Origin of the sequence: Pedobacter faecalis (assembly GCF_030182585.1) — a bacterium.
GTDB lineage: Bacteria > Bacteroidota > Bacteroidia > Sphingobacteriales > Sphingobacteriaceae > Pedobacter > Pedobacter faecalis.
This window is the reverse complement of the sequence record NZ_JARXOW010000001.1, coordinates 1,615,496-1,635,859: the sequence shown is the minus strand read 5'-3', so window position 1 is coordinate 1,635,859 and position 20,364 is coordinate 1,615,496. Positions and strand designations below refer to the sequence as shown.

Sequence of the window (20,364 nt, the reverse complement as noted above, 5' to 3'; positions counted from 1 at the left end):
TTTCCTATCCGCTTAAAAAGAAATATTTAGCTTTTTCGCTGGTTGATTCTGACAAAATTCTGATCGGATCCGGGGGATAAACTCACAACTTGTTAACAACTTCTTTCGCCAAAAAAATCACTCGTCTTTATATTTGTTTAAGTAAGATTCTTTAGTAAATCACACGTCGGTTTTTAGTTAAGGGTTTAGTATTTAGTAGCTTAAGTTAGGTCGTAAATTTCATGTTTTCTGATCTTCAGCGCTGAATGGCCACTTCACCGACTTCCGGGTTTTTTTAGAGGGTCGGCAGATATCATTCACCTTAAACAAATACTTATGCAAGAAGAAGAACTATTATTGAAAGAAAACAAGGACCGCTTCGTTCTGTTACCGATTAAATATCCGGCTATTTGGGAGATGTATAAGAAAAGTGAAGCCAGCTTCTGGACAGCGGAAGAAATTGATCTTTCGGACGACCTGAAGCATTGGGAGAGTCTGAATAGTGGGGAGCGCCACTTTATTTCTCATATTTTAGCTTTTTTTGCAGCGAGTGACGGTATTGTAAATGAGAACCTGGCTGTTAATTTCATGAGTGAAGTGCAGCTTCCTGAAGCCCGTTGTTTCTACGGCTTTCAGATCATGATGGAAAATATCCATTCGGAAACCTATGCGTTGCTGATCGACACCTATATCAAAGATCCGGAAGAGAAGGACCGTTTGTTCCATGCGGTAGAAACAGTTCCATGTGTAGGAAAGAAAGCAGAATGGGCATTGAGGTGGATTGAGAACGGAACGTTTGCGGAGCGACTGGTTGCGTTTGCTGCGGTGGAAGGTATATTCTTCAGCGGAAGTTTTTGCTCGATCTTCTGGTTGAAAAAGCGAGGCCTTATGCCTGGTTTGACTTTTAGTAATGAGTTGATATCAAGGGATGAAGGTATGCATTGTGAGTTTGCCTGCCTGCTTTACAGCATGCTGCAGAATAAATTGAGCGAGGAGCAGGTACATGGTATCATTAAAGATGCTGTGGAGATAGAGAAGGAATTTATTACGGATGCTTTACCTGTGGCATTGATTGGTATGAATGCCAAACTGATGTCGCAGTATATTGAATTTGTGGCCGACAGATGGGTTCAGGAACTTGGTTACAAGAAAATATATGGGGCAACAAATCCGTTTGATTTTATGGAGATGATCTCCCTGCAGGGAAAAACCAACTTCTTTGAGAAGCGTGTGGGAGATTACCAGAAGAGCGGTGTCCTGACTGCTTCGGACGACAAGGCACAGGCCTTTTCACTTGATGACGATTTTTAGTCTGCTTTAACAACAGATGAACAATAACAACTAATCATAAATACCTAGAAATATGTTTGTAATTAAAAGAGATGGCCGCAAGGAAGCGGTGAGGTTTGATAAGATCACAGCGCGGATTGAAAAACTTTGTTATGGGTTCAATGCTGAACTTGTAGATCCGATTGATGTGGCGAAAAAGGTTATTGAAGGTTTGTATGATGGTGTGACCACTTCAGAGCTGGATAATCTTGCTGCTGAGACCGCTGCTTCTTTAACCACTAAACATCCGGATTATGCTTTGCTGGCATCTCGAATAGCTGTTTCGAACTTGCATAAAAATACAACGAAGTCGTTCTCTAAGACGATGGAGATGCTGTATACTTATATTGATCAGAAGACAGGTAAGCAGTCTTCCCTTATCGCAGATGACGTGTGGGAAGTCATTAAAAATAACGCCGACCTGCTGGATAGTACCATCATTTATGACAGGGACTTTGGGTTTGATTACTTTGGCTTTAAGACGCTGGAAAAGTCTTATCTGCTGAAGGTAGAAGGTCAGATCGTGGAGCGGCCGCAGCATTTGTTTATGCGCGTAGCGGTGGGAATTCACAAGGAAGATGTCGAAAGTGCGATTGCTACCTATAATCTGATGAGTGAGCGCTGGTTTACCCATGCTACACCAACCTTATTTAATGCGGCAACGCCTAAACCGCAAATGTCGTCGTGCTTTTTGCTGACCATGCAGGACGACAGTATTGAAGGTATTTATGATACATTGAAGCAAACGGCTAAGATTTCGCAAAGTGCCGGTGGTATTGGCTTAAGCATTCATAACATCAGGGCTACTGGGGCTTATATTGGCGGTACTAACGGAACCAGTAATGGTATAGTGCCTATGCTGAAGGTGTTTAATGATACTGCACGGTATGTAGACCAGGGTGGTGGTAAACGTAAAGGTGCTTTTGCCATATACCTGGAACCATGGCACGCTGATGTGTTCAGTTTCCTGGATTTACGTAAAAACCACGGAAAAGAGGAACTGCGCGCAAGAGACTTATTTTATGCGCTATGGGTATGCGACCTGTTTATGAGAAGGGTAGAGGAAAATGGTGACTGGAGCCTTTTCTCTCCTGATGAGGCACCTGGTCTGGCTGATTGCTTCGGTGAGGAATTTGACGCGCTTTATGAGCGTTACGAAAAAGAAGGAAGGGCAAGAAAAACGGTGAAGGCACAGGAACTTTGGTTTGCCATTTTAGATTCGCAGATTGAGACGGGTACGCCTTATCTTTTATATAAAGATGCGGCAAACAGTAAATCTAATCAGCAGAATTTAGGTACGATCAAAAGTTCTAACTTATGTACTGAAATTATTGAGTACACTTCTAAGGATGAAGTTGCAGTATGTAACCTGGCTTCTCTGGCCCTGCCGAGATTTGTGATCAACGGTGAATTTGATCATCAAAAGTTATACGAGGTGACCTATCAGGCTACGTTAAACCTGAATAAAATTATTGACTATAACTATTATCCGGTAGAGGAGGCAAGAAACTCCAATATGCGTCACAGACCTGTGGGGCTTGGCGTTCAGGGACTTGCTGATGCATTTATCTTGATGCGTTTGCCTTTTGAAAGCGAAGGTGCAAGGATCTTAAATAAAGAAATTTTTGAGACCATTTATTTTGCGGCAATGACAGCTTCTCATGATCTTGCAGTGAAGCATGGTCCGTACCAGACTTTTAAAGGTTCTCCTTTGTCGCAGGGCAAATTCCAGTTCGATCTATGGAATGTGAAACCTGAGAGTAACCGTTGGGACTGGGATTCGTTGAGAGAGAAGGTTGTGAAGGATGGGGTTTACAATTCACTGCTTGTGGCGCCGATGCCTACGGCTTCAACTTCGCAGATACTGGGTAACAACGAATGCTTCGAACCTTACACTTCGAATATTTATACAAGAAGGGTACTGAGCGGAGAGTTTATTGTAGTGAACAAGCATTTGCTTAAGGACCTGGTGGCTCTAGGTTTATGGAGCCCGGCAATGAAAGACAGGATTATACTTGCAAATGGCTCTATACAGGATATCCCTGAGATCCCTGATTACATTAAGGAACTTTATAAGACGGTTTGGGAAATTAAGATGCGTAGCATTATTGATATGGCTGCCGATAGGGGCGCTTACATTTGCCAGTCACAGTCGCTCAACTTGTTTATCAGTGCACCGAATACTTCGAAATTAACGTCAATGCATTTTTATGCCTGGAAGAAGGGATTGAAAACCGGGATGTACTATCTGCGTACGCAGGCTGCATCGCAAGCGGTTAAATTCACCGTAGAGAATCAGGCAGGTAAAAATATGGAGCCGGTAATTCCAGAGCGCATCGAACAGCATGCTGAGGAGATTATTGAGGGTCCGGTTTGTACAATGGAAGAGGGTTGTATAAGCTGCTCAGGCTAGGTTTTAACCTTAATGAAAAAAAGGGGGACGGTTCTTATAACCGCCCCCTTTTTTTATTGGACGAAAAACGCTAACCGATAAAAAATGGTAACTTTGCAGTTTAAAATTGGTAAAGCATGGCTAAAGTACAAGTTGGATTGGTGCAGATGAGCTGTACAGGTAATAAGCAGGAGAACCTTGATAAGGCGATTTCTAAGATCAGGGAGGCCGCTGCAAAGGGCGCCCAGATTGTATGTCTTCAGGAACTATTTACGTCGCTGTATTTCTGTGACGTTGAAGACTATAGTAATTTTGATTTAGCGGAGCCTATCCCAGGGCCGTCTACCGACGCCCTGCAGGTTGTTGCAAAAGAGCTGGGTGTGGTGGTGATCGCGTCGTTATTTGAAAAGCGGGCGCAGGGTTTATATCACAATACTACGGCTGTTCTGGATGCTGATGGTGCTTATTTGGGTAAGTACAGAAAGATGCATATCCCGGACGATCCGGCTTACTATGAGAAGTTTTATTTTACGCCTGGCGATCTTGGATATAAGGTGTTCGAAACAAAGTTTGCCAAAATCGGTGTTTTGATCTGCTGGGACCAATGGTATCCTGAAGCATCCCGTATTACAGCGCTGATGGGGGCCGATATTTTGTTTTACCCGACGGCTATCGGCTGGGCAACTGACCAGGATGATGAAACGAATAAGGATCAGTATAATGCCTGGCAAACGATCCAGCGTTCGCACGCGGTTGCCAATGGCGTACCTGTGGTTAGTGTAAACCGGGTTGGCTTTGAACAGGACGGGGCGATGAAATTCTGGGGCGGAAGTTTCGCAACCAATGCACAGGGACGGATTTTATATTTAGGATCGCATGAGGAAGAGGAAACCGCGGTAGTTGAGCTTGATCTGACAGAGTCGGACTTTTTCCGTAAGCATTGGCCGTTCCTGAGAGACCGAAGGATAGACTCGTACCAGCCAATTACCAGGAGATATATTGATCAAGATTAAGGAACTGCATGTCATCTTTTAACGAAGTTATTTTTGAGAACAGTCCCGGCCGGCTAGGTTATCGTTTCCCGGCAGAGTGGGAAAAACATGAGGCAACCTGGCTTACCTGGCCGCATAAGGAAGCCTCTTGGCCCGGCAAGATTGACACGATCTACAAGCCTTACTGCCAATTTATCAAGATTGTAGCTGAGGGGGAGAAAGTTCGCATAAACGTGAACGACGAGGAAACCAAACGCTTTGCGATTGCTCAGTTGGAAAGCGTTGGAGCTGATCTTGCCCAGATTGAATTTTATTTCAACGGGAGTAATGATGCATGGTGCAGGGATCATGGTCCGGCATTTTTATTGAATCGGGCGGGCGACCAGAAGGTAATTGTAGACTGGGGTTATAATGCCTGGGGCGACAAGTATCCGCCATATGATCTGGATGATGTGATACCTACAAAAATTGGGCAGCATTTCAACCTTTCGGTATATCACCCGGGCATCGTTATGGAGGGAGGTTCAGTCGAGTTTAATGGTGCAGGCGTGGTTTTAACCACGACGGCCTGTTTGCTTAACGAGAACAGGAACCCTGATTTGACTCGGGATCAGATTGAACGTTACCTGCGTGAATTTTATGGGGTGGAGCATATACTCTGGCTAGGCGATGGTATCGTTGGAGATGATACGGATGGTCATATTGATGATATCACACGTTTTGTGAATGAAGACACGGTGCTCACCGTTGTGGAAAGCAATCCGCTCGACGAGAACTATTTGTTGTTGCAGGAGAATCTGCAGCAGTTGAAATCGATGCGTTTGCCAGATGGTCGGCCGCTGAATATCGTGGAACTGCCGATGCCTTCGCCCGTTATTTACGAAGACACGCGTTTACCGGCCTCTTATGCCAATTTTTACATTGCCAACGCTGCAGTGATTGTGCCGACGTTTAGGGACGTGAACGATGAGAAGGCGCTGAAGATCATAAAAAGCGTATTCCCCGACCGCAAGGTTGTAGGCATCGACTCTACAGATATTATCTGGGGCTTGGGCAGCTTTCATTGTTTGAGTCAGCAAGAGCCGGCTACCCGTTAATATTATAATTGCTATTTTCAACAAACCATAGATAAAATGAAGTTATTAGAAGGAAAAACTGCGCTTGTTACGGGCGCATCAAAAGGGATAGGAAGAAGAATTGCTGAAAAGTTTGCTGAGCAGGGAGCGAATGTTGCTTTTACCTACCTCTCGTCGGTCGAAAAAGGCATGGCGCTGGAAAATGAACTGCAGCAGTTTGGTACAAAGGTGAAAGGCTATCGCTCCGACGCCTCAAAGTTCGACGAAGCGGAGAAACTGATCAATGATATTGTGGCTGATTTTGGAGGGGTAGATATTGTGGTGAATAATGCTGGTATTACTAAAGATGGCCTGTTGATGAGGATGACTGAAGAAAATTGGGATGACGTGATAGATGTGAATTTAAAGTCTGTTTTTAACGTCACCAAAGCAGTGTCTAAGGTAATGATGAAGGCGAGAAGCGGTTCTATCATCAATATGAGTTCTGTAGTGGGCGTGCAGGGAAATGCTGGTCAGGCCAATTATGCTGCTTCCAAGGCGGGAATAATCGGGTTCTCTAAGTCGGTAGCAAAAGAGCTTGGTTCCCGTAATATACGGACCAATGTGGTAGCCCCAGGTTTCATTCGCACAGAGATGACAGATGTTCTTGATCCGAAAGTAGTTAAAGGTTGGGAAGAAGGCATTCCTTTGAAACGCGCAGGTGAGACAGAAGATGTAGCGAACGTATGCCTGTTCCTGGCTTCAGACATGAGTGCTTATGTAACTGGTCAGGTACTTTCTGTTTGCGGCGGAATGTTGTAGCCATGTGTTTGGTATGGGCGATTCGATTGCAGTTACCTCACTAAGTTTATTCGGATGCCTGATTCTGGGGATTAGTGTCGCCTGGATGTTGTATCGCCATAATACCTTTCTTGATAGGAGACTAAAGCTCGGGTTGGCCACAATCCGGGCTTTAGTCATTACAGCCATTGCGTTTCTGATCCTGGCTCCGCTCATCAGGGGCATTTCTTTTCTGGTGGAAAAGCCGGTTATCGCCATAGCTATAGATAACTCGGAATCGGTGCGGGCAATCGAGCCCGTTAGCTTTAATGCAGGAAGGTTCGAAAGCCAAATGAACCGGATCGCAAACACGCTTTCGAAACAATATGAGGTGAGGCTGTTTAGTTTTAGTGACAGCGTAAAAAGCGCTTTGGATTTCAATTATGCCGGGAAAGTAACAAACGGAACTGCCCTAGCAAATCGTATTGCCAATCAGTTGTCCGGCCGCAATATTGGCGCTGTTGTGCTTGCATCGGATGGTATTTTTAACCGCGGTGGAAATCCGGTTAATGCATTTAAAAAGCTGAATGCTCCGTTTTACACGGTGATGCTGGGAGATACGGTTCCAAAAAGGGATGTTCGGATTACTAATGTACATCATAATCAGATCGCATTTCTGGGTGATGAGTTTGTGATCTCGGTACAGGTGCAGGCAGTTAAAAGTGATGGGGAAACCACCTTCTTCAGCGTTGAGCAGGATGGAAAGGAGGTTTATCGTAACCGCCTGGTTATTACCGGCGATGCCTTCGCGAAAGAAATGCTGGTCCGACTAAAAGCGACTAAAACGGGCATTCAGAAATTTCGACTTAAAGTAGGTGAACTTGAGCATGAGATTTCGCGGTTGAACAACCAGGCCGAGGTTTTTATCGAGGTTTCAGATGCCCGGAGAAAAATCCTCATCGCTGCTGCCGGTCCGCATCCTGATATCTCCGCTTATAAGCAGTCGCTTACTTCTAATACACACTTTGATGTAAAGGTGGTGCTCGGTGATGATTTGAGCAGGACAGATCCCTCAAACTACAATCTGATTGTCTTATACCAGTTGCCTTCAAATCTTTTAACGGAGACCGCCTTTTTGAATCTGGTCGGGAAAAGTAAGGCTGCCAGATGGTATGTTACAGGGGCGCAGACGAATATTGCAGGTTTTAATCGTTTACAGAACCGGGTCAATCTTCAGCAGGAAGGCGGCGGCCTGCAGGAGAAGTACGCATTTGTCGACGAGCGCTTCGGTGCTTTCCGTGTGGGCGTTAGCGATGCGCGTAAGCTGGGGAATTTTGCTCCGTTGCTTAGCCCGCCTGTCAGCCTTAGCATTCCCGGCGACGCAAGCATAGTCTTAAAAAGCAGAAGCGGAAAGACTGGTACCGGAGAGCCTCTGTTATTTTTGACCAGTGAGGGCACAAAGCGTTCGGCATACCTGATGGGCGAAGGGTTGTGGCGATGGAGGCTCTCTGATTTGTCTGACGAGGGGCAGCCAGATCTGCTGGACCAGTTGCTGCCGAATGTAGCTCAGTACCTTACCGTAAATGATGACAAACGGAAGTTCGACGTGTACACTTTGAAGAATGGCTATGGTGAGCAGGATAATGTGGTATTCAACGCCGTTTTATATGACGATAACTACCAGCAGCTAAATACGCCAGATGTTAGTCTGGAACTTCGTAATAAATTGGATGGCAGGCGCTTCAATTTTCTATTCTCAAGAACCGAAGCCGGATATACTCTTGACGCCGGATTTTTACCGCCTGGCGAATACACCTATTCCGCCGCTGCGGTCTCTGCCGGAAGAAAGCTTGCTGACAGCGGCACGTTCCATGTGACTGAGCTGCGTACCGAATTTCAGGAAACTACTGCAAATCATGAATTGTTAAAGAGCCTGGCCGCGCAGACGAATGGGGAATGGTTTGAACCGGATAGCGTTAACCATATTTTAGAACGCATCAGGGCGAATGAGCAAATACGCAGTGTGAGCTATGAGGACCGCAGGTATACTGAACTGGTAAACTATAAATGGTTATTCTGGCTGATCGTATCGCTGCTTGGCCTGGAGTGGTTGATGAGAAAGAGAAATGCTGCAATATAGCCTGGATTCTAATCTTTCTTCGCTTCCCTGATAATTACGAAAACATCTTCATTATCTTTTTTCATAAAGTATTTCTCGCGCGCAAATTTTTCAGCGGTATTGAGATTCGTATTGAGCTCGTTCAGGTCCTTTTTCACTTGAGCAATCTCTTTTATATAGAAGGTTTTTTCCTCTTCGAGCTTATTTAGCGCTGTTTTGTATTCGTATTGCGCAATGATGTCGTTTCTGTCGAAGAATAACATCCAGACCACAAAAGCGGCTACGGCTAAGAAGTATTTATTGCTGACTAGCTGAAACATACGGTTCATATACAAACTTATTGAAAAGATTGATTATTCACAATGGTTTCCATAAAAGTAATTCGCGGTATTGGAACAATATTCTGCACCATAGGTCTTGGGGACATTTTCTGACGAATTATGTTCTGCAGGGCGGCTGCTTCGCTGTATAATTTCTTGAACTTTCCGGTATTCAAGGAAATAACGGCATTACTATCGACCTTAGCTGTCAACCAAATACAATCTGCATGAGAGAGCTTAAGATAAATAAGTCATTTACAAGACGCGATCATGATTCTTTATCACGTTACCTGCACGACATCGGAAGATATCCGGTTTTAAGTCCGGATGAGGAGGTGAGACTTGCCATTAGAGTGAAAGGTGGTGACACGGCGGCGTTGGACAGGCTGGTCAATGCTAACTTACGGTTTGTCATCTCCGTGGCTAAGAAATATGAGGGGCAAGGGCTTCCATTACCTGATCTTATATCTGAAGGTAATATGGGCCTCATCAAAGCGGCAGAAAAATTCGACCACACTAAGGGCTTTAAGTTTATCAGTTTTGCCGTTTGGTGGATCAGACAATCCATCATGATAGCTATTTCCAGCCAAAAACGCATGATTCGCCTGCCGATGAATCAGATAACAGATTTAGCGGATATACGAAAGGCCGAAACAGATTTGGAACAGAAGCTGGAGAGAAGCCCCTCTATCGAGGAAATTGCGGAGCATACAGGTATCCCCCTGGAAAAGCTTATGCACTATCGTTCCGAAAACTTGTCGACTGTGTCGTATGATGTTCCTGAGGACGATGACTTTCTAAATGTTCGCCCTGTTTTGCATGACAAGGAAGAGCCATCTCCGGATGCCGGAATGATCTCAAGTGATTTCAGTAGTGAGGTATCGAAGATACTGGCAACACTACCTGTGAGGAATAGGAAGGTGCTGGAAATGTCATTCGGGCTTCAGGGTCAGCAGATGCAACTGGATGATATCGCCGATGTGTTTGGAATGAGCAAGGAAACGATACGGAAGAGCAAGAACGACGGGCTGAACATGCTTAGAGAGCATAAGCAATTAAGTTATATGCTGCAATATCTCTGATCGACTTGATTTATTCTGCCTGACCACTGCTATTTTTGTTATCTTGAGCCCTTGGCGTTATACCTGATGGCTGATATTTTAAAAACGGCGAGATTCTACCCTTTGGGTGACCAGGCAATTGTTTTATCGCTTGGCAATACCATTGATTCGCAGACGTACGAACTGATTGGCAGATTGTCTGCTTACCTGGAGAAGAACCAGCAGGAAGGTTTTGCAGAGTTTGTACCTGCCTTTACTTCCGTTACGATCTTTTATAACCCTTTGGTCATTAGCTACGACCAGGCGGAGTACAATTTGCGATCTGCGCTAGGCTCTATTGGAGGTCTGGGTACGGCGACTGGTGCGAGAGTGGTGGAAATACCTGTCTGTTACGGAGGGATTTACGGTCCGGATCTGGACATAGTCGCTTCGCACACGGGCTTGAGTGAAGGGGAGGTTGTGCGTTTGCACCAGACGTCAGAATACCAAGTGTATATGATTGGTTTCGCACCCGGATTTCCTTATTTGGGAGGTTTAGATACGTCTTTGGCAACGCCAAGAAAGGATAAACCAACAACTTTGGTTAAGGCTGGCTCTGTAGGCATTGCCGGAAAGCAAACGGGAATTTATTCTATGGACACGCCGGGAGGATGGCAGATTATTGGCCGTACGCCCTTACGGCTTTTCGATCCGGAATCAAAAGATCCTGTTTTGCTCAAAGCAGGCGACAGAATCAGGTTTTTCGCAATAGATGAAGACGAGTTTGCTCATTATGTAAGTCATGGGAATTAGGGTTTTAAAAAGCGGGTTGCTGACGACGATTCAGGATACAGGCCGGCATGGTTACAGGAGGCAAGGTATCATAGTGTCGGGAGCCATGGATAGCCTGGCTTTACGAATCGGTAACCTGCTGGTCGGCAATAACGAGGACGAAGCCGCTATCGAGTGCAGTATTTTAGGCCCGTCCTTATATTTTGAAGAAAGCACGCTTATAGCAATCACAGGTGGCGATCTTTCAGCCAGTGTTGACGGTAGACCTTTAGCAACGTGGCGGCCCGTCTTAGTGCAAAAGGGTGCTACGCTTTCGTTCGGAAAACCGAATAGTGGATGCAGAGCCTATGTTTGCATTTCCGGAGGACTTGACCTGCCGAAAATATTGGGCAGCCACTCCACATACTTAAAGGCACGAATTGGCGGCTGGCAGGGAAGGGCACTTCAGGTGGGCGATTGCTTACCATTTCGATCGACCGCGGGCCCGACATTGCAGGGCGGAAACTGGTCGCTCCATCATGGGATCTATCCAGACATAACAACGGAGACTGTACGCGTGACCGAAGGGCCTGAGTATTCCTTGTTCAGGACAGAGAGTCTCAGCGCGTTTACCAGCCGACGCTTCCAGATCAGTAGTCTGGCCGACCGCATGGGTTATCGGATGTGGGGAGAGAAGCTACTGCTTAACCAGCATACTGATATGCTTTCAGAAGCCGTTGCCTTTGGCACGATTCAGGTGCCGCCAGATGGCGACCCCATTATTTTGATGGCCGATCATCAGACCACAGGCGGCTATCCAAGGATTGCACAGGTGATCACGGCCGACCAATCCATTTTGGCACAGAAGCAAAGTGGACAGTTTATTTTATTTAAAATGGTTAGTTTAGCAGAAGCCCATGCGGCGTTGAAGGATACCGAGGGTAAGCTTCGACAGTTGCGGCAGACTTTATCATTTAAATTTGGAGGACTATGAAGAGCGATATGAGTGTTGACCTGAATTGCGACATGGGTGAGGGCTTTGGTGTTTATAGTGCAGGCAAGGACGTGGAGCTTATGCCCTATGTAACTTCTGTGAATATCGCCTGCGGGTTTCATGCTGGAGATGCCTCGGTGATGAAGCGTACTGTGCGCCTGGCGCTCGAGCATGGGCTGGCTGTTGGCGCTCACCCCGGCTTGCAGGACCTGAAAGGCTTCGGCAGGCGGGAGATGTCTATTTCGCATGAGGAAGCCTACGATATTACTGTTTATCAAGTGGGTGCGCTTGCGGCGTTCGTGAAAAGCGAAGGCGGCATTTTGCATCATGTAAAGCCTCATGGAGCGTTATACAATATGGCCGCCGAAAACCGGCGACTATCCGAAGCTATCGCCGAAGCAGTTGCGAGAGTAGCACCCGAGCTTATCCTATATGGCCTATCGGGAAGTGAACTGCTTGTTGCCGGACGTAAACTCGGGCTTCCTGTGGCTAGTGAGGTATTTGCCGATCGCAGATACCAATCGGACAGAACGCTTGTACCGCGGACTCAGCCTAGTGCTGTGATCGCTGATGAGGACGAGGCCTTGCAGCAGGTATTGTCTATGGTTAAGACCGGCGTTGTGCAAACACCGGGTGGAAATAGCATAGAGATACAGGCAGACACCATTTGTATCCATGGAGATAGCCCTCGTGCACTTGAGTTTACAAAGAAAATATACCATGGGCTACAGGGTGCGGGGGTCACGCTGAGCGCTTACAAACAAGGTCCGGATTCATATGATGGAAAATAAAAACAAAGGCGCGCTCCTGGGGGCTGCCTTCCTGATGGCTACTTCTGCTATCGGTCCTGGTTTTCTGACACAAACCACCGTATTTACACAATCGCTTGGCGCAAGTTTTGGATTTGTAATCCTGGTGTCGGTGCTTATCGACATTGGTGTGCAACTCAATATCTGGCGGGTAATTACAGTATCAGAAATGCGGGCGCAGCAGATCGCAAACCAGTTGGTTCCAGGCCTGGGTGCCTTTGTATCGCTGCTCATCGTGCTCGGAGGACTTGCGTTTAACATTGGCAATGTGGCCGGTGCCGGTCTCGGGCTTAATGCTCTTTTAGGGATTCCTGTGCTCAGCGGCGCGGTTTTGTCGGCCGGTCTAGCCATCGCTATATTCATCGTGAGAGAGGCTAGAAAGGCTATGGATTGGTTTGCGCAGGCAATGGGTTTTGTCATGATCCTGACTATAATCTATATCGCACTAACGTCCGCGCCGCCTGTTGGAGAAGCGGTTTTCCGTACGGTAATGCCTGAAAAGGTCGACCTGATAACGATTATAACGCTAGTGGGGGGCACGGTAGGCGGCTATATAACTTTTTCGGGCGGGCATCGTCTGCTGGACGCGGGCATAAAAGGTGCTGCGTCTTTAAAGCAGGTCGACCGCAGTGCGGTGACTGGCATTTCTGTAGCATCACTTATACGCGCCCTGCTTTTCCTGGCATCGCTTGGTGTGGTTAGTAAGGGATTAAGTATTGATGCAGAGAATCCCACCGGCTCAGTTTTTCAACTCGCTGCCGGACCTCTTGGCTATAAATTGTTTGGTTTGGTGATGTTCTCAGCGGCGATTACGTCGATTATCGGCTCGGCATATACTTCCGTTTCTTTTATCAAAACGTTTCATGCCAAGATAAATGACAATGAAAATAGGGTAATCATCGCGTTCATCATTATCTCTGCACTTGTATTCGTAACAATCGGTAAACCGGTAAAACTTCTGATTATGGCAGGTGCCATCAACGGTTTTATATTGCCGCTCACCCTTTTGATCATTCTGATCGCTGCCCATAAAGAGAAGATCATCGGGGCTTATGTCCATCCGAAATGGCTGACCGCCATCGGAGGAGTCATTGTTGCGGTAATGACCTATATGAGCTTGCAGGTGTTGTTTGACTTGGTCGGCAAATAAAAATCCCCGTTGCAGCAAGCAACGGGGATTTGAAATGTGAGAAGTGAAATTACTTCCTTATAGCATATTTAAAATCTTTTCCGATGAAACGGGCGGCAGCTCCAAGTTCTTCTTCAATGCGAAGTAACTGGTTGTATTTAGCAATCCTATCGGAACGGGAAGCAGACCCGGTTTTAATTTGTCCGCAGTTTAAAGCGACAGCAAGGTCAGCAATCGTAACATCCTCGGTCTCACCTGAGCGGTGCGACATCACTGATGTATATCCGCTGTTTTGAGCAAGAGAAACTGCATTAATGGTCTCTGTTAATGATCCGATTTGATTTACTTTAACAAGAATGGAGTTAGCTGTAGCCTCGTCAATACCTTTTTGTAATCTCTTAACATTGGTTACGAATAAGTCGTCGCCTACCAGTTGCACACGGTCGCCAACGCGGTCGGTCAGTAACTTCCATCCAGCCCAGTCATCTTCGCCCATACCGTCTTCTATCGAAATAATCGGATATTTTTCTGTCAGGGAAGCCAGATATTCAGCCTGTTCAGCGCTAGTGCGGATCGCGCCTTTCTCGCCTTCAAATTTAGTATAGTCGTATTTACCGTCTTTGTAAAACTCTGAAGCGGCACAATCGAAAGCCAGGCATATTTGTTCACCTGGAGTGTAACCTGCCTTTTCAATCGCTTTAAGGATCGTTTCAACAGCGTCCTCCGTACCGTCGAAGGTTGGAGCAAAACCGCCTTCATCGCCCACAGCTGTAGACAGACCACGATCGTGCAGGATTGCTTTAAGGTTGTGGAAAACCTCTGTGCCCCAGCGAAGTGCTTCCGAGAAAGAAGAAGCTCCTACAGGCATGATCATAAACTCCTGGAATGCGATAGGGGCATCGGAGTGAGAACCTCCGTTTACGATGTTCATCATCGGGATAGGAAGTGTGTTTGCGTTTACTCCTCCGATATAGCGATATAAGGGCTGACGGCTTTCCTGAGCTGCAGCTTTTGCCACGGCCAGCGAAACACCCAGGATTGCATTGGCACCGAGGTTACCTTTGTTTTCCGTTCCGTCCAATTTGATCAGTAAGCTGTCAATAGCATTTTGCTCAAATACGTCGATACCTTTCAACTCAGCAGCAATCTTATCATTTACGTTAGCAACGGCTTTAAGTACGCCTTTACCAAGATAAACTTTTTTGTCACCATCCCTTAGCTCTACAGCTTCATGGACACCTGTTGAAGCACCAGAAGGAACTGCTGCGCGACCAAGTACGCCATTTTCTGTAATTACATCTACCTCAATAGTAGGATTGCCACGGGAGTCGAGTATTTGCCGTGCATGAACATCTATTATTAAACTCATTTTTATTGGTTTTTATTAGTTAAACACCTTAGTGTACAAATTACAATTACTAAGGCAATATCCAAAGTTAGAATAAATTTTAATTATGATGCTATTCCCATTTAAAAACTTTGACTGCAAGGGCGTAAATAGCAGTCCCCCAGATCACCATGATCAAAATCTGGTATCGCACATCCCATAAACCGGCACCCTCAAAAGCTACTTTTCGCATAGCGTCATTCAGGTAAGTAAGCGGCAGGGCCCGGCTTATAGGCTGCAGCCAGGAAGGGAATGCATCAATGGAAAAGAATGTTCCTGAGAGGAGGAACTGTGGAAGCGTTATGATGTTGGAGATAGGTGGTATGGTACTTTCGCTTTTGGCTACACCTGAAACCACAAACCCGAAACCCATAAACACGACTAGTCCGATTAAGGCCAGAAGAAGCATGTTAATCACTGTGACTGCACCGTGTATCAACGTAAAATGAAAAAAGAAATGTCCGAGCAGAATAATAAAGAGTGCTCCGAGCAGCGCAAAACCAATGCGCGCAAGGCCTTCTCCGAAAACAATGCTCGACCTCTTCACCGGGGTTGCAAAGAAACGCTTGATTACGAGATTTTGCCTCAAACTAAAAAAAACAAATGCGGTACCAAAAACCCCGGTACTTAACAGTGAAAAACCCAGCTGACCAGGAAGGATGAAATCGATGGTGCGGTATATACGTCCGGTCACAGTACTCTCTTTCAGTTCTGCTACGGTTGGCATAACGCCTTTGCTATTAAGATTAAACAACAAATTGTTTAAAACAGATTTGAAAATGCTGCCTTTATCTACAGCCGCTGATGTGTATTGAACCGAGACGGTATACGCGGGATACCCTGCTGGATTAGAAGCAACCGCGATCAACGCATCGTAAGTGCCTTTTTCCAGGGCGCTTCGAATCTCTGAGGTATCTTTGTTTTTTACAAGTTGAACAACGGTATTGGATTCAAGTGCTTTAATCACCGGGTTTTGTAAGTCAGATCCCGGTTGTACAGCTACGCGAAGATGTATACCTCCGCCACTCAGGAAACCAAAAACAAGAATAAAAATGAGTGGAAAAGCCAGGGTGAATATTACCGCCGAGGGGCTGCGCATAATGGATCTGAAACTAGCTTTAGCCAGGGCTAGGGTGGCAAGCGTATCGCTGTAGTTCTTCCTCATATGTTCTTAATGATCTTCCCGCCAGGCTTTACCCGTGAGGTTAATAAATACGTCTTCAAGGTTAGCCCGTTTTACTTCCTTTTTACGTTCGAAACCACTGTTGACGAGGTTATCTATGAGATTATCGGGGGTATCCAGCACCAAGATCTCGCCATTTTCCACAAAAGCAACACGATCACACAGTTGTTCAGCTTCATCCATGTAATGTGTAGTGAGTACAACCGTAGTGCCTTGATTGCGAATATTGGTGATAAGGTCCCAAAGGTTGCGTCTGGCCTGTGGGTCCAGGCCCGTTGTGGGCTCGTCAAGGAAGATAATTTTAGGATTATTGATCAGGGTGGTAGCAATCGAGAAACGCTGCTTCTGCCCCCCTGAAAGCGCCTTATACTTAGCTTTGGCTTTGTCCTGCAGGTTGACCTTTTCCAGCATGTCCATAGGCTGCACATCGACACCATACAGTCCTGAGAAAAGTTCTATAAGCTCTATAAGATTGAGGTTTGGGTAATAACCCGCAGCCTGCAGCTGCACCCCAATAACGCGTTTTATGAGCGTAGGGTCCTTGTCAACATCCAGCCCATCTACATGAACGGAACCGGAGCTTTTCTTTCGCAAGGATTCGATAATCTCGAGCGTGGTGGTTTTACCAGCACCGTTCGGACCAAGTAAGCCAAATATTTCGTTTTCAAACACCTCAAAGCTGATGCCTTTAACGGCTGTAAAATCGCCATACTTTTTTACCAGGTCTTTGACACTGATAATCGCTTTTTTTTGCTCCATGGAAAAGCTAGTACTGACTACCAGGTGACTTCGCCTTTTATCATTCCGATAAAGTCATCGAAAAGGTAACGCGAATCATGCGGGCCCGGTGATGATTCGGGGTGATATTGTACAGAGAATGCCTTCTTGCCTTTCACTCGGATACCTTCAATGGAATTGTCGTTCAGGTTCACATGTGTGATCTCTACCTTGTCAGATGCCCTTACCTCTTCAGGTATAACTCCAAAACCATGGTTTTGCGACGTTACCTCGCAATGGTTTTTGATAATATTTTTTACCGGGTGATTTAATCCACGGTGGCCGTTGAACATTTTCATCGTTCCGATACCGTTTGCTTCGGCAAGTAGCTGATGTCCGAGACAGATACCAAACATTGGTTTATTAGCTTCCAGTACCTTCTGGACAGTTTCGATCGCATAAGGCATTGCAGAAGGATCGCCGGGGCCATTTGATATAAAGTAACCATCTGCACCCCATTCGTTCATCTCTTCAAAAGTGGTCTTGGCAGGGAATACTTTTACGTACAGGTCCCTGTCATCAAAATTCCGCAGAATATTTTTCTTAATTCCCAAATCCAGTGCTGCAACTTTATAAGGCGCATCCGGTGAACCGATGTAATACGGTTCTTTCGTAGATACCTTTGAGGACAGTTCAAGACCGTCCATAGAAGGCACTTCGGCAAGTTTTGCTTTTAGTTCGTCCAGATCAGTGATTTCAGAAGAAATGATCGCGTTCATGGCGCCTTTATTTCTGATGTGACGAACAAGCGCACGTGTATCAATGTCTGAAATGCCGACAATGTTTTCGTTTTGGAAGTAATCCTGAATAGATTCAGAGGCTTCTTTCCGGCTATAGCCAATGTTATAATTTTTACAAACCAAACCCGCGATCTTTATGCTCTCCGATTCAGTTTCCTCCTTATGTATACCATAGTTTCCGATATGGGCATTTGTGGTAACCATAATTTGAGCGAAGTATGAAGGATCTGTAAATATTTCCTGGTATCCTGTCATGCCCGTGTTAAAGCAGATTTCGCCAGTTGTAGTACCTATTTTTCCGGCAGCCTTACCATAGTAAACCGTTCCATCAGCCAGTAACAAGATTGCAGGCAACTTCGTGTAGTTAGTCATCGTAATTATTTTCAGAGGTTATCGTTTTGAAAAAGAGAGGAAAAGAAGCGATCGGTGCGACGCAGGTGTCGTTTTTGCCATTCGAAAATGTATCGCGATATAACTCCTTCATTTCGGAGTACAAAGATACGTTTTTACAGTATCTTATCAAGTGTTTTTACTAAATTTGTCGGCACAAAATAAACACGCATGTCGGTACACAAGGAAGTTAAGCGCATTACGACCCATATCCTTCAGGAGATGAAGCAACAAAGGGAGAAGATAGCTATGCTTACAGCTTATGACTATTCTATGGCTACTATTCTTGATGATGCCGGACTGGATGTGCTGCTTGTTGGTGATTCTGCTTCAAACGTTATGGCAGGACACGAAACTACGTTGCCCATTACGCTTGATCAGATGATCTATCATGCGCAGGCCGTTGTACGTGGCGCCAAGCGCGCATTCGTGGTAGTTGATCTGCCTTTTGGAAGTTACCAGGGTAACTCTAAGGAGGCGCTGAACTCTGCCATCAGGATTATGAAAGAATCCGGCGCGCATGGAGTGAAGTTGGAAGGCGGGGCGGAGATTGCAGAGTCGATTTCCCGTATTATCACGGCAGGTATTCCGGTTATGGGCCATCTTGGTCTTACACCACAGTCGATCTACAAGTTTGGGACCTATACCGTACGTGCAAAAAATGAGGCAGAAGCAGATAAGCTCAAGTCGGATGCCCTTGCTTTACAAGATGCAGGCTGCTTCGCTGTAGTCCTTGAAAAGATTCCCGCCAAGCTCGCTCAGACAGTCTCCAAAAGCCTTGTGATTCCTACTATAGGTATTGGTGCCGGACCGTACTGCGATGGGCAAGTACTTGTTGTAAATGATATGATCGGACTTACTAAGGGTTTCCGTCCGCGTTTCCTGAGACAATACCTTGATTTGTACGAAAACATACTTGGTGCTGCACAGAGCTATATTAAAGATGTTAAGTCGGCTGACTTCCCCAATGAAAAGGAGCAGTACTAATGGCTGTTGCTGAGCGCGATGTTCTTTATGAAGACAACCATCTTATTGCCATAAACAAGAGGTCGGGCGACATTGTCCAGGTTGATGAAACGGGCGACGAGCCGCTGGACGAGCAAGTCAAAAAATACCTCGCTGTCAAATATAATAAACCTAACAGTGCATTTCTTGGTGTTGTACATCGACTGGACAGACCGGTTAGTGGCGTAATTCTCTTTTCCAAGACAAGTAAAGCGCTTGAACGGATGAATGCTGTGTTCAAAAACAGGCAGGTAAAAAAGACTTATTGGGCCGTTGTAAGAAATAAGCCGGCCAAATTGTCTGGTACGCTGGTTCACTGGCTGGTAAAAAATCCCAAAAAAAATGTAGTGAGTGCTTACCAAAGCGAAGTAAGCGGCAGTCAGCGCGCCGAGCTGAGTTACCGGCTTATTGGTGAACTCAATGGTTATTACCTTTTAGAGATTGACCCCCTTACCGGCAGATCCCATCAGATCAGGGTTCAATTGTCTACCATGGGCTGTCCAATTGTTGGCGATAACAAATACGGCTATCCGCGGGGGAGCCGAAAAGGGAGTATCTGCCTACACGCCCGGCGCCTTCAATTTACCCATCCTGTAAAGAAAGAGCCGGTAGAGATATTTGCGAAGCTTCCTGAAGATGGTTTCTGGGATCGCTTTGAAGGTTTTGACAGTTAGTGGCAATCTGTTTTATCAAGCACAATATCTTTGCTAAAGCTTAGCTTAGATTTATCCTTAAATATAACTTTACCTCCCTGTTCCGTCATCTCTCCTGTGCCTTGAAGTAGTTGTTCAGCTTTTCGGAGGAAAACGATTTCCCGTACCGATTGCATGCCTTCTGACTGAAAAGTGTAGTCGCCCACCAGGGTGTCACCATTCATCTTGCCCGTAAAGCTGCCGAGATTTTTATCCTTTTCATACCACTTGTAATTAAGTTCACCATTGACATCATCATCTGACATGTTTAACTTCATCTCTACGGTATCCCGATCGCTTACCCACATGTAGCAAGCCGTATCGGCGTTATTTGTGATTGTGTCGTCGGTATGCTGACTTGATTTGTCGCTGGTGCAAGAAAAGAACAGCAGGCTTACAGAGGCCGGGAGAATCAAAGATTTATTCATCGCGTAATAGTTTTGATACTGTTTTCACAGCAATTGGTCTGCCAAATCATTTA

Annotated in this window: 19 protein-coding genes; 13 read left to right on the top strand and 6 right to left on the bottom strand. The window is 45.8% G+C overall.

Annotated features, from left to right (window positions below; all coding sequences use genetic code 11):
- Window positions 1-315 precede the first annotated feature (315 nt).
- The 6 genes from QEP07_RS07285 to QEP07_RS07260 all read left to right on the top strand — a co-directional run bounded on the left by QEP07_RS07285 (window position 316) and on the right by QEP07_RS07260 (window position 8,667).
- The gene (locus QEP07_RS07285; RefSeq protein ID WP_256004084.1) at window positions 316-1,290 is read left to right on the top strand and encodes a ribonucleoside-diphosphate reductase small subunit; all 975 of its coding nucleotides are present in this window, start codon (window positions 316-318) and stop codon (window positions 1,288-1,290) included.
- Window positions 1,291-1,342: 52 nt separating this feature from the next.
- Complete coding sequence (locus QEP07_RS07280) at window positions 1,343-3,721, top strand: ribonucleoside-diphosphate reductase subunit alpha (RefSeq protein ID WP_285009248.1); 2,379 nt, start codon at window positions 1,343-1,345, stop codon at window positions 3,719-3,721.
- A gap of 116 nt (window positions 3,722-3,837) precedes the next feature.
- The gene (locus tag QEP07_RS07275; protein ID WP_285009247.1) at window positions 3,838-4,713 is read left to right on the top strand and encodes a carbon-nitrogen hydrolase; all 876 of its coding nucleotides are present in this window, start codon (window positions 3,838-3,840) and stop codon (window positions 4,711-4,713) included.
- A gap of 8 nt (window positions 4,714-4,721) precedes the next feature.
- Window positions 4,722-5,789, top strand: a complete 1,068-nt coding sequence (locus tag QEP07_RS07270) for an agmatine deiminase family protein (protein ID WP_285009246.1) — start codon at window positions 4,722-4,724, stop codon at window positions 5,787-5,789.
- 36 nt (window positions 5,790-5,825) lie between these two features.
- Entirely contained in the window at window positions 5,826-6,569 is a 744-nt protein-coding gene (fabG, locus tag QEP07_RS07265; protein ID WP_256004099.1) for a 3-oxoacyl-[acyl-carrier-protein] reductase, read from the top strand.
- Between the two features lie 13 nt (window positions 6,570-6,582).
- Window positions 6,583-8,667: a hypothetical protein gene (locus tag QEP07_RS07260; RefSeq protein ID WP_285009245.1), complete on the top strand. Its 2,085-nt coding sequence runs from the start codon at window positions 6,583-6,585 to the stop codon at window positions 8,665-8,667.
- 8 nt (window positions 8,668-8,675) lie between these two features.
- Here QEP07_RS07260 and QEP07_RS07255 read toward each other — a convergent pair whose 3' ends face one another.
- Window positions 8,676-8,975 (bottom strand): FtsB family cell division protein, encoded by a 300-nt coding sequence (locus QEP07_RS07255; protein WP_285009244.1) that lies wholly within the window; start codon window positions 8,973-8,975, stop codon window positions 8,676-8,678.
- A 218-nt stretch (window positions 8,976-9,193) separates the two neighbouring features.
- On the opposite strand from QEP07_RS07255, the gene QEP07_RS07250 reads away from it, so the two are divergent.
- From QEP07_RS07250 to QEP07_RS07230, 5 genes are all read left to right on the top strand, one after another.
- Window positions 9,194-10,048 (top strand): sigma-70 family RNA polymerase sigma factor, encoded by an 855-nt coding sequence (locus QEP07_RS07250; RefSeq protein WP_285009243.1) that lies wholly within the window; start codon window positions 9,194-9,196, stop codon window positions 10,046-10,048.
- A 66-nt stretch (window positions 10,049-10,114) separates the two neighbouring features.
- A complete protein-coding gene (gene pxpB / locus QEP07_RS07245) occupies window positions 10,115-10,819 on the top strand; it encodes a 5-oxoprolinase subunit PxpB (protein ID WP_285009242.1) in 705 nt (234 codons plus the stop codon).
- Window positions 10,809-11,771, top strand: a complete 963-nt coding sequence (locus tag QEP07_RS07240; protein ID WP_285009241.1) for a 5-oxoprolinase subunit C family protein — start codon at window positions 10,809-10,811, stop codon at window positions 11,769-11,771. The genes pxpB and QEP07_RS07240 overlap by 11 nt, the downstream gene beginning before the upstream one ends.
- On the top strand, window positions 11,768-12,562 hold the full coding sequence (locus QEP07_RS07235; protein ID WP_285009240.1) for a LamB/YcsF family protein: 795 nt from the start codon (window positions 11,768-11,770) through the stop codon (window positions 12,560-12,562). The genes QEP07_RS07240 and QEP07_RS07235 overlap by 4 nt, the downstream gene beginning before the upstream one ends.
- Window positions 12,549-13,730, top strand: coding sequence for an NRAMP family divalent metal transporter (locus QEP07_RS07230; RefSeq protein WP_285009239.1), 1,182 nt, complete (start codon window positions 12,549-12,551; stop codon window positions 13,728-13,730). The genes QEP07_RS07235 and QEP07_RS07230 overlap by 14 nt, the downstream gene beginning before the upstream one ends.
- 49 nt (window positions 13,731-13,779) lie before the next feature.
- On the opposite strand, the gene eno is transcribed toward QEP07_RS07230, so the two are convergent.
- The 4 genes from eno to carA all read right to left on the bottom strand — a co-directional run bounded on the left by eno (window position 13,780) and on the right by carA (window position 18,168).
- Window positions 13,780-15,078 (bottom strand): phosphopyruvate hydratase, encoded by a 1,299-nt coding sequence (eno, locus tag QEP07_RS07225; RefSeq protein ID WP_256004120.1) that lies wholly within the window; start codon window positions 15,076-15,078, stop codon window positions 13,780-13,782.
- Between the two features lie 91 nt (window positions 15,079-15,169).
- Entirely contained in the window at window positions 15,170-16,261 is a 1,092-nt protein-coding gene (locus QEP07_RS07220; RefSeq protein ID WP_285009238.1) for an ABC transporter permease, read from the bottom strand.
- Between the two features lie 6 nt (window positions 16,262-16,267).
- Window positions 16,268-17,038, bottom strand: coding sequence for an ABC transporter ATP-binding protein (locus QEP07_RS07215; RefSeq protein ID WP_285009237.1), 771 nt, complete (start codon window positions 17,036-17,038; stop codon window positions 16,268-16,270).
- 17 nt (window positions 17,039-17,055) lie between these two features.
- Entirely contained in the window at window positions 17,056-18,168 is a 1,113-nt protein-coding gene (gene carA, locus QEP07_RS07210; RefSeq protein WP_256004123.1) for a glutamine-hydrolyzing carbamoyl-phosphate synthase small subunit, read from the bottom strand.
- A gap of 189 nt (window positions 18,169-18,357) precedes the next feature.
- Here carA and panB point away from each other — a divergent pair, with 189 nt between their 5' ends.
- Together panB and QEP07_RS07200 are read left to right on the top strand one after the other, a co-directional pair.
- Window positions 18,358-19,173: a 3-methyl-2-oxobutanoate hydroxymethyltransferase gene (panB, locus tag QEP07_RS07205; protein ID WP_285009236.1), complete on the top strand. Its 816-nt coding sequence runs from the start codon at window positions 18,358-18,360 to the stop codon at window positions 19,171-19,173.
- A complete protein-coding gene (locus QEP07_RS07200; protein WP_256004126.1) occupies window positions 19,173-19,865 on the top strand; it encodes an RluA family pseudouridine synthase in 693 nt (230 codons plus the stop codon). Before panB ends, QEP07_RS07200 begins: the two co-directional genes overlap by 1 nt.
- Here QEP07_RS07200 and QEP07_RS07195 read toward each other — a convergent pair.
- Window positions 19,862-20,311, bottom strand: coding sequence for a hypothetical protein (locus QEP07_RS07195; RefSeq protein ID WP_285009235.1), 450 nt, complete (start codon window positions 20,309-20,311; stop codon window positions 19,862-19,864). The genes QEP07_RS07200 and QEP07_RS07195 overlap by 4 nt on opposite strands.
- Between the last annotated feature and the right edge of the window lie 53 nt (window positions 20,312-20,364).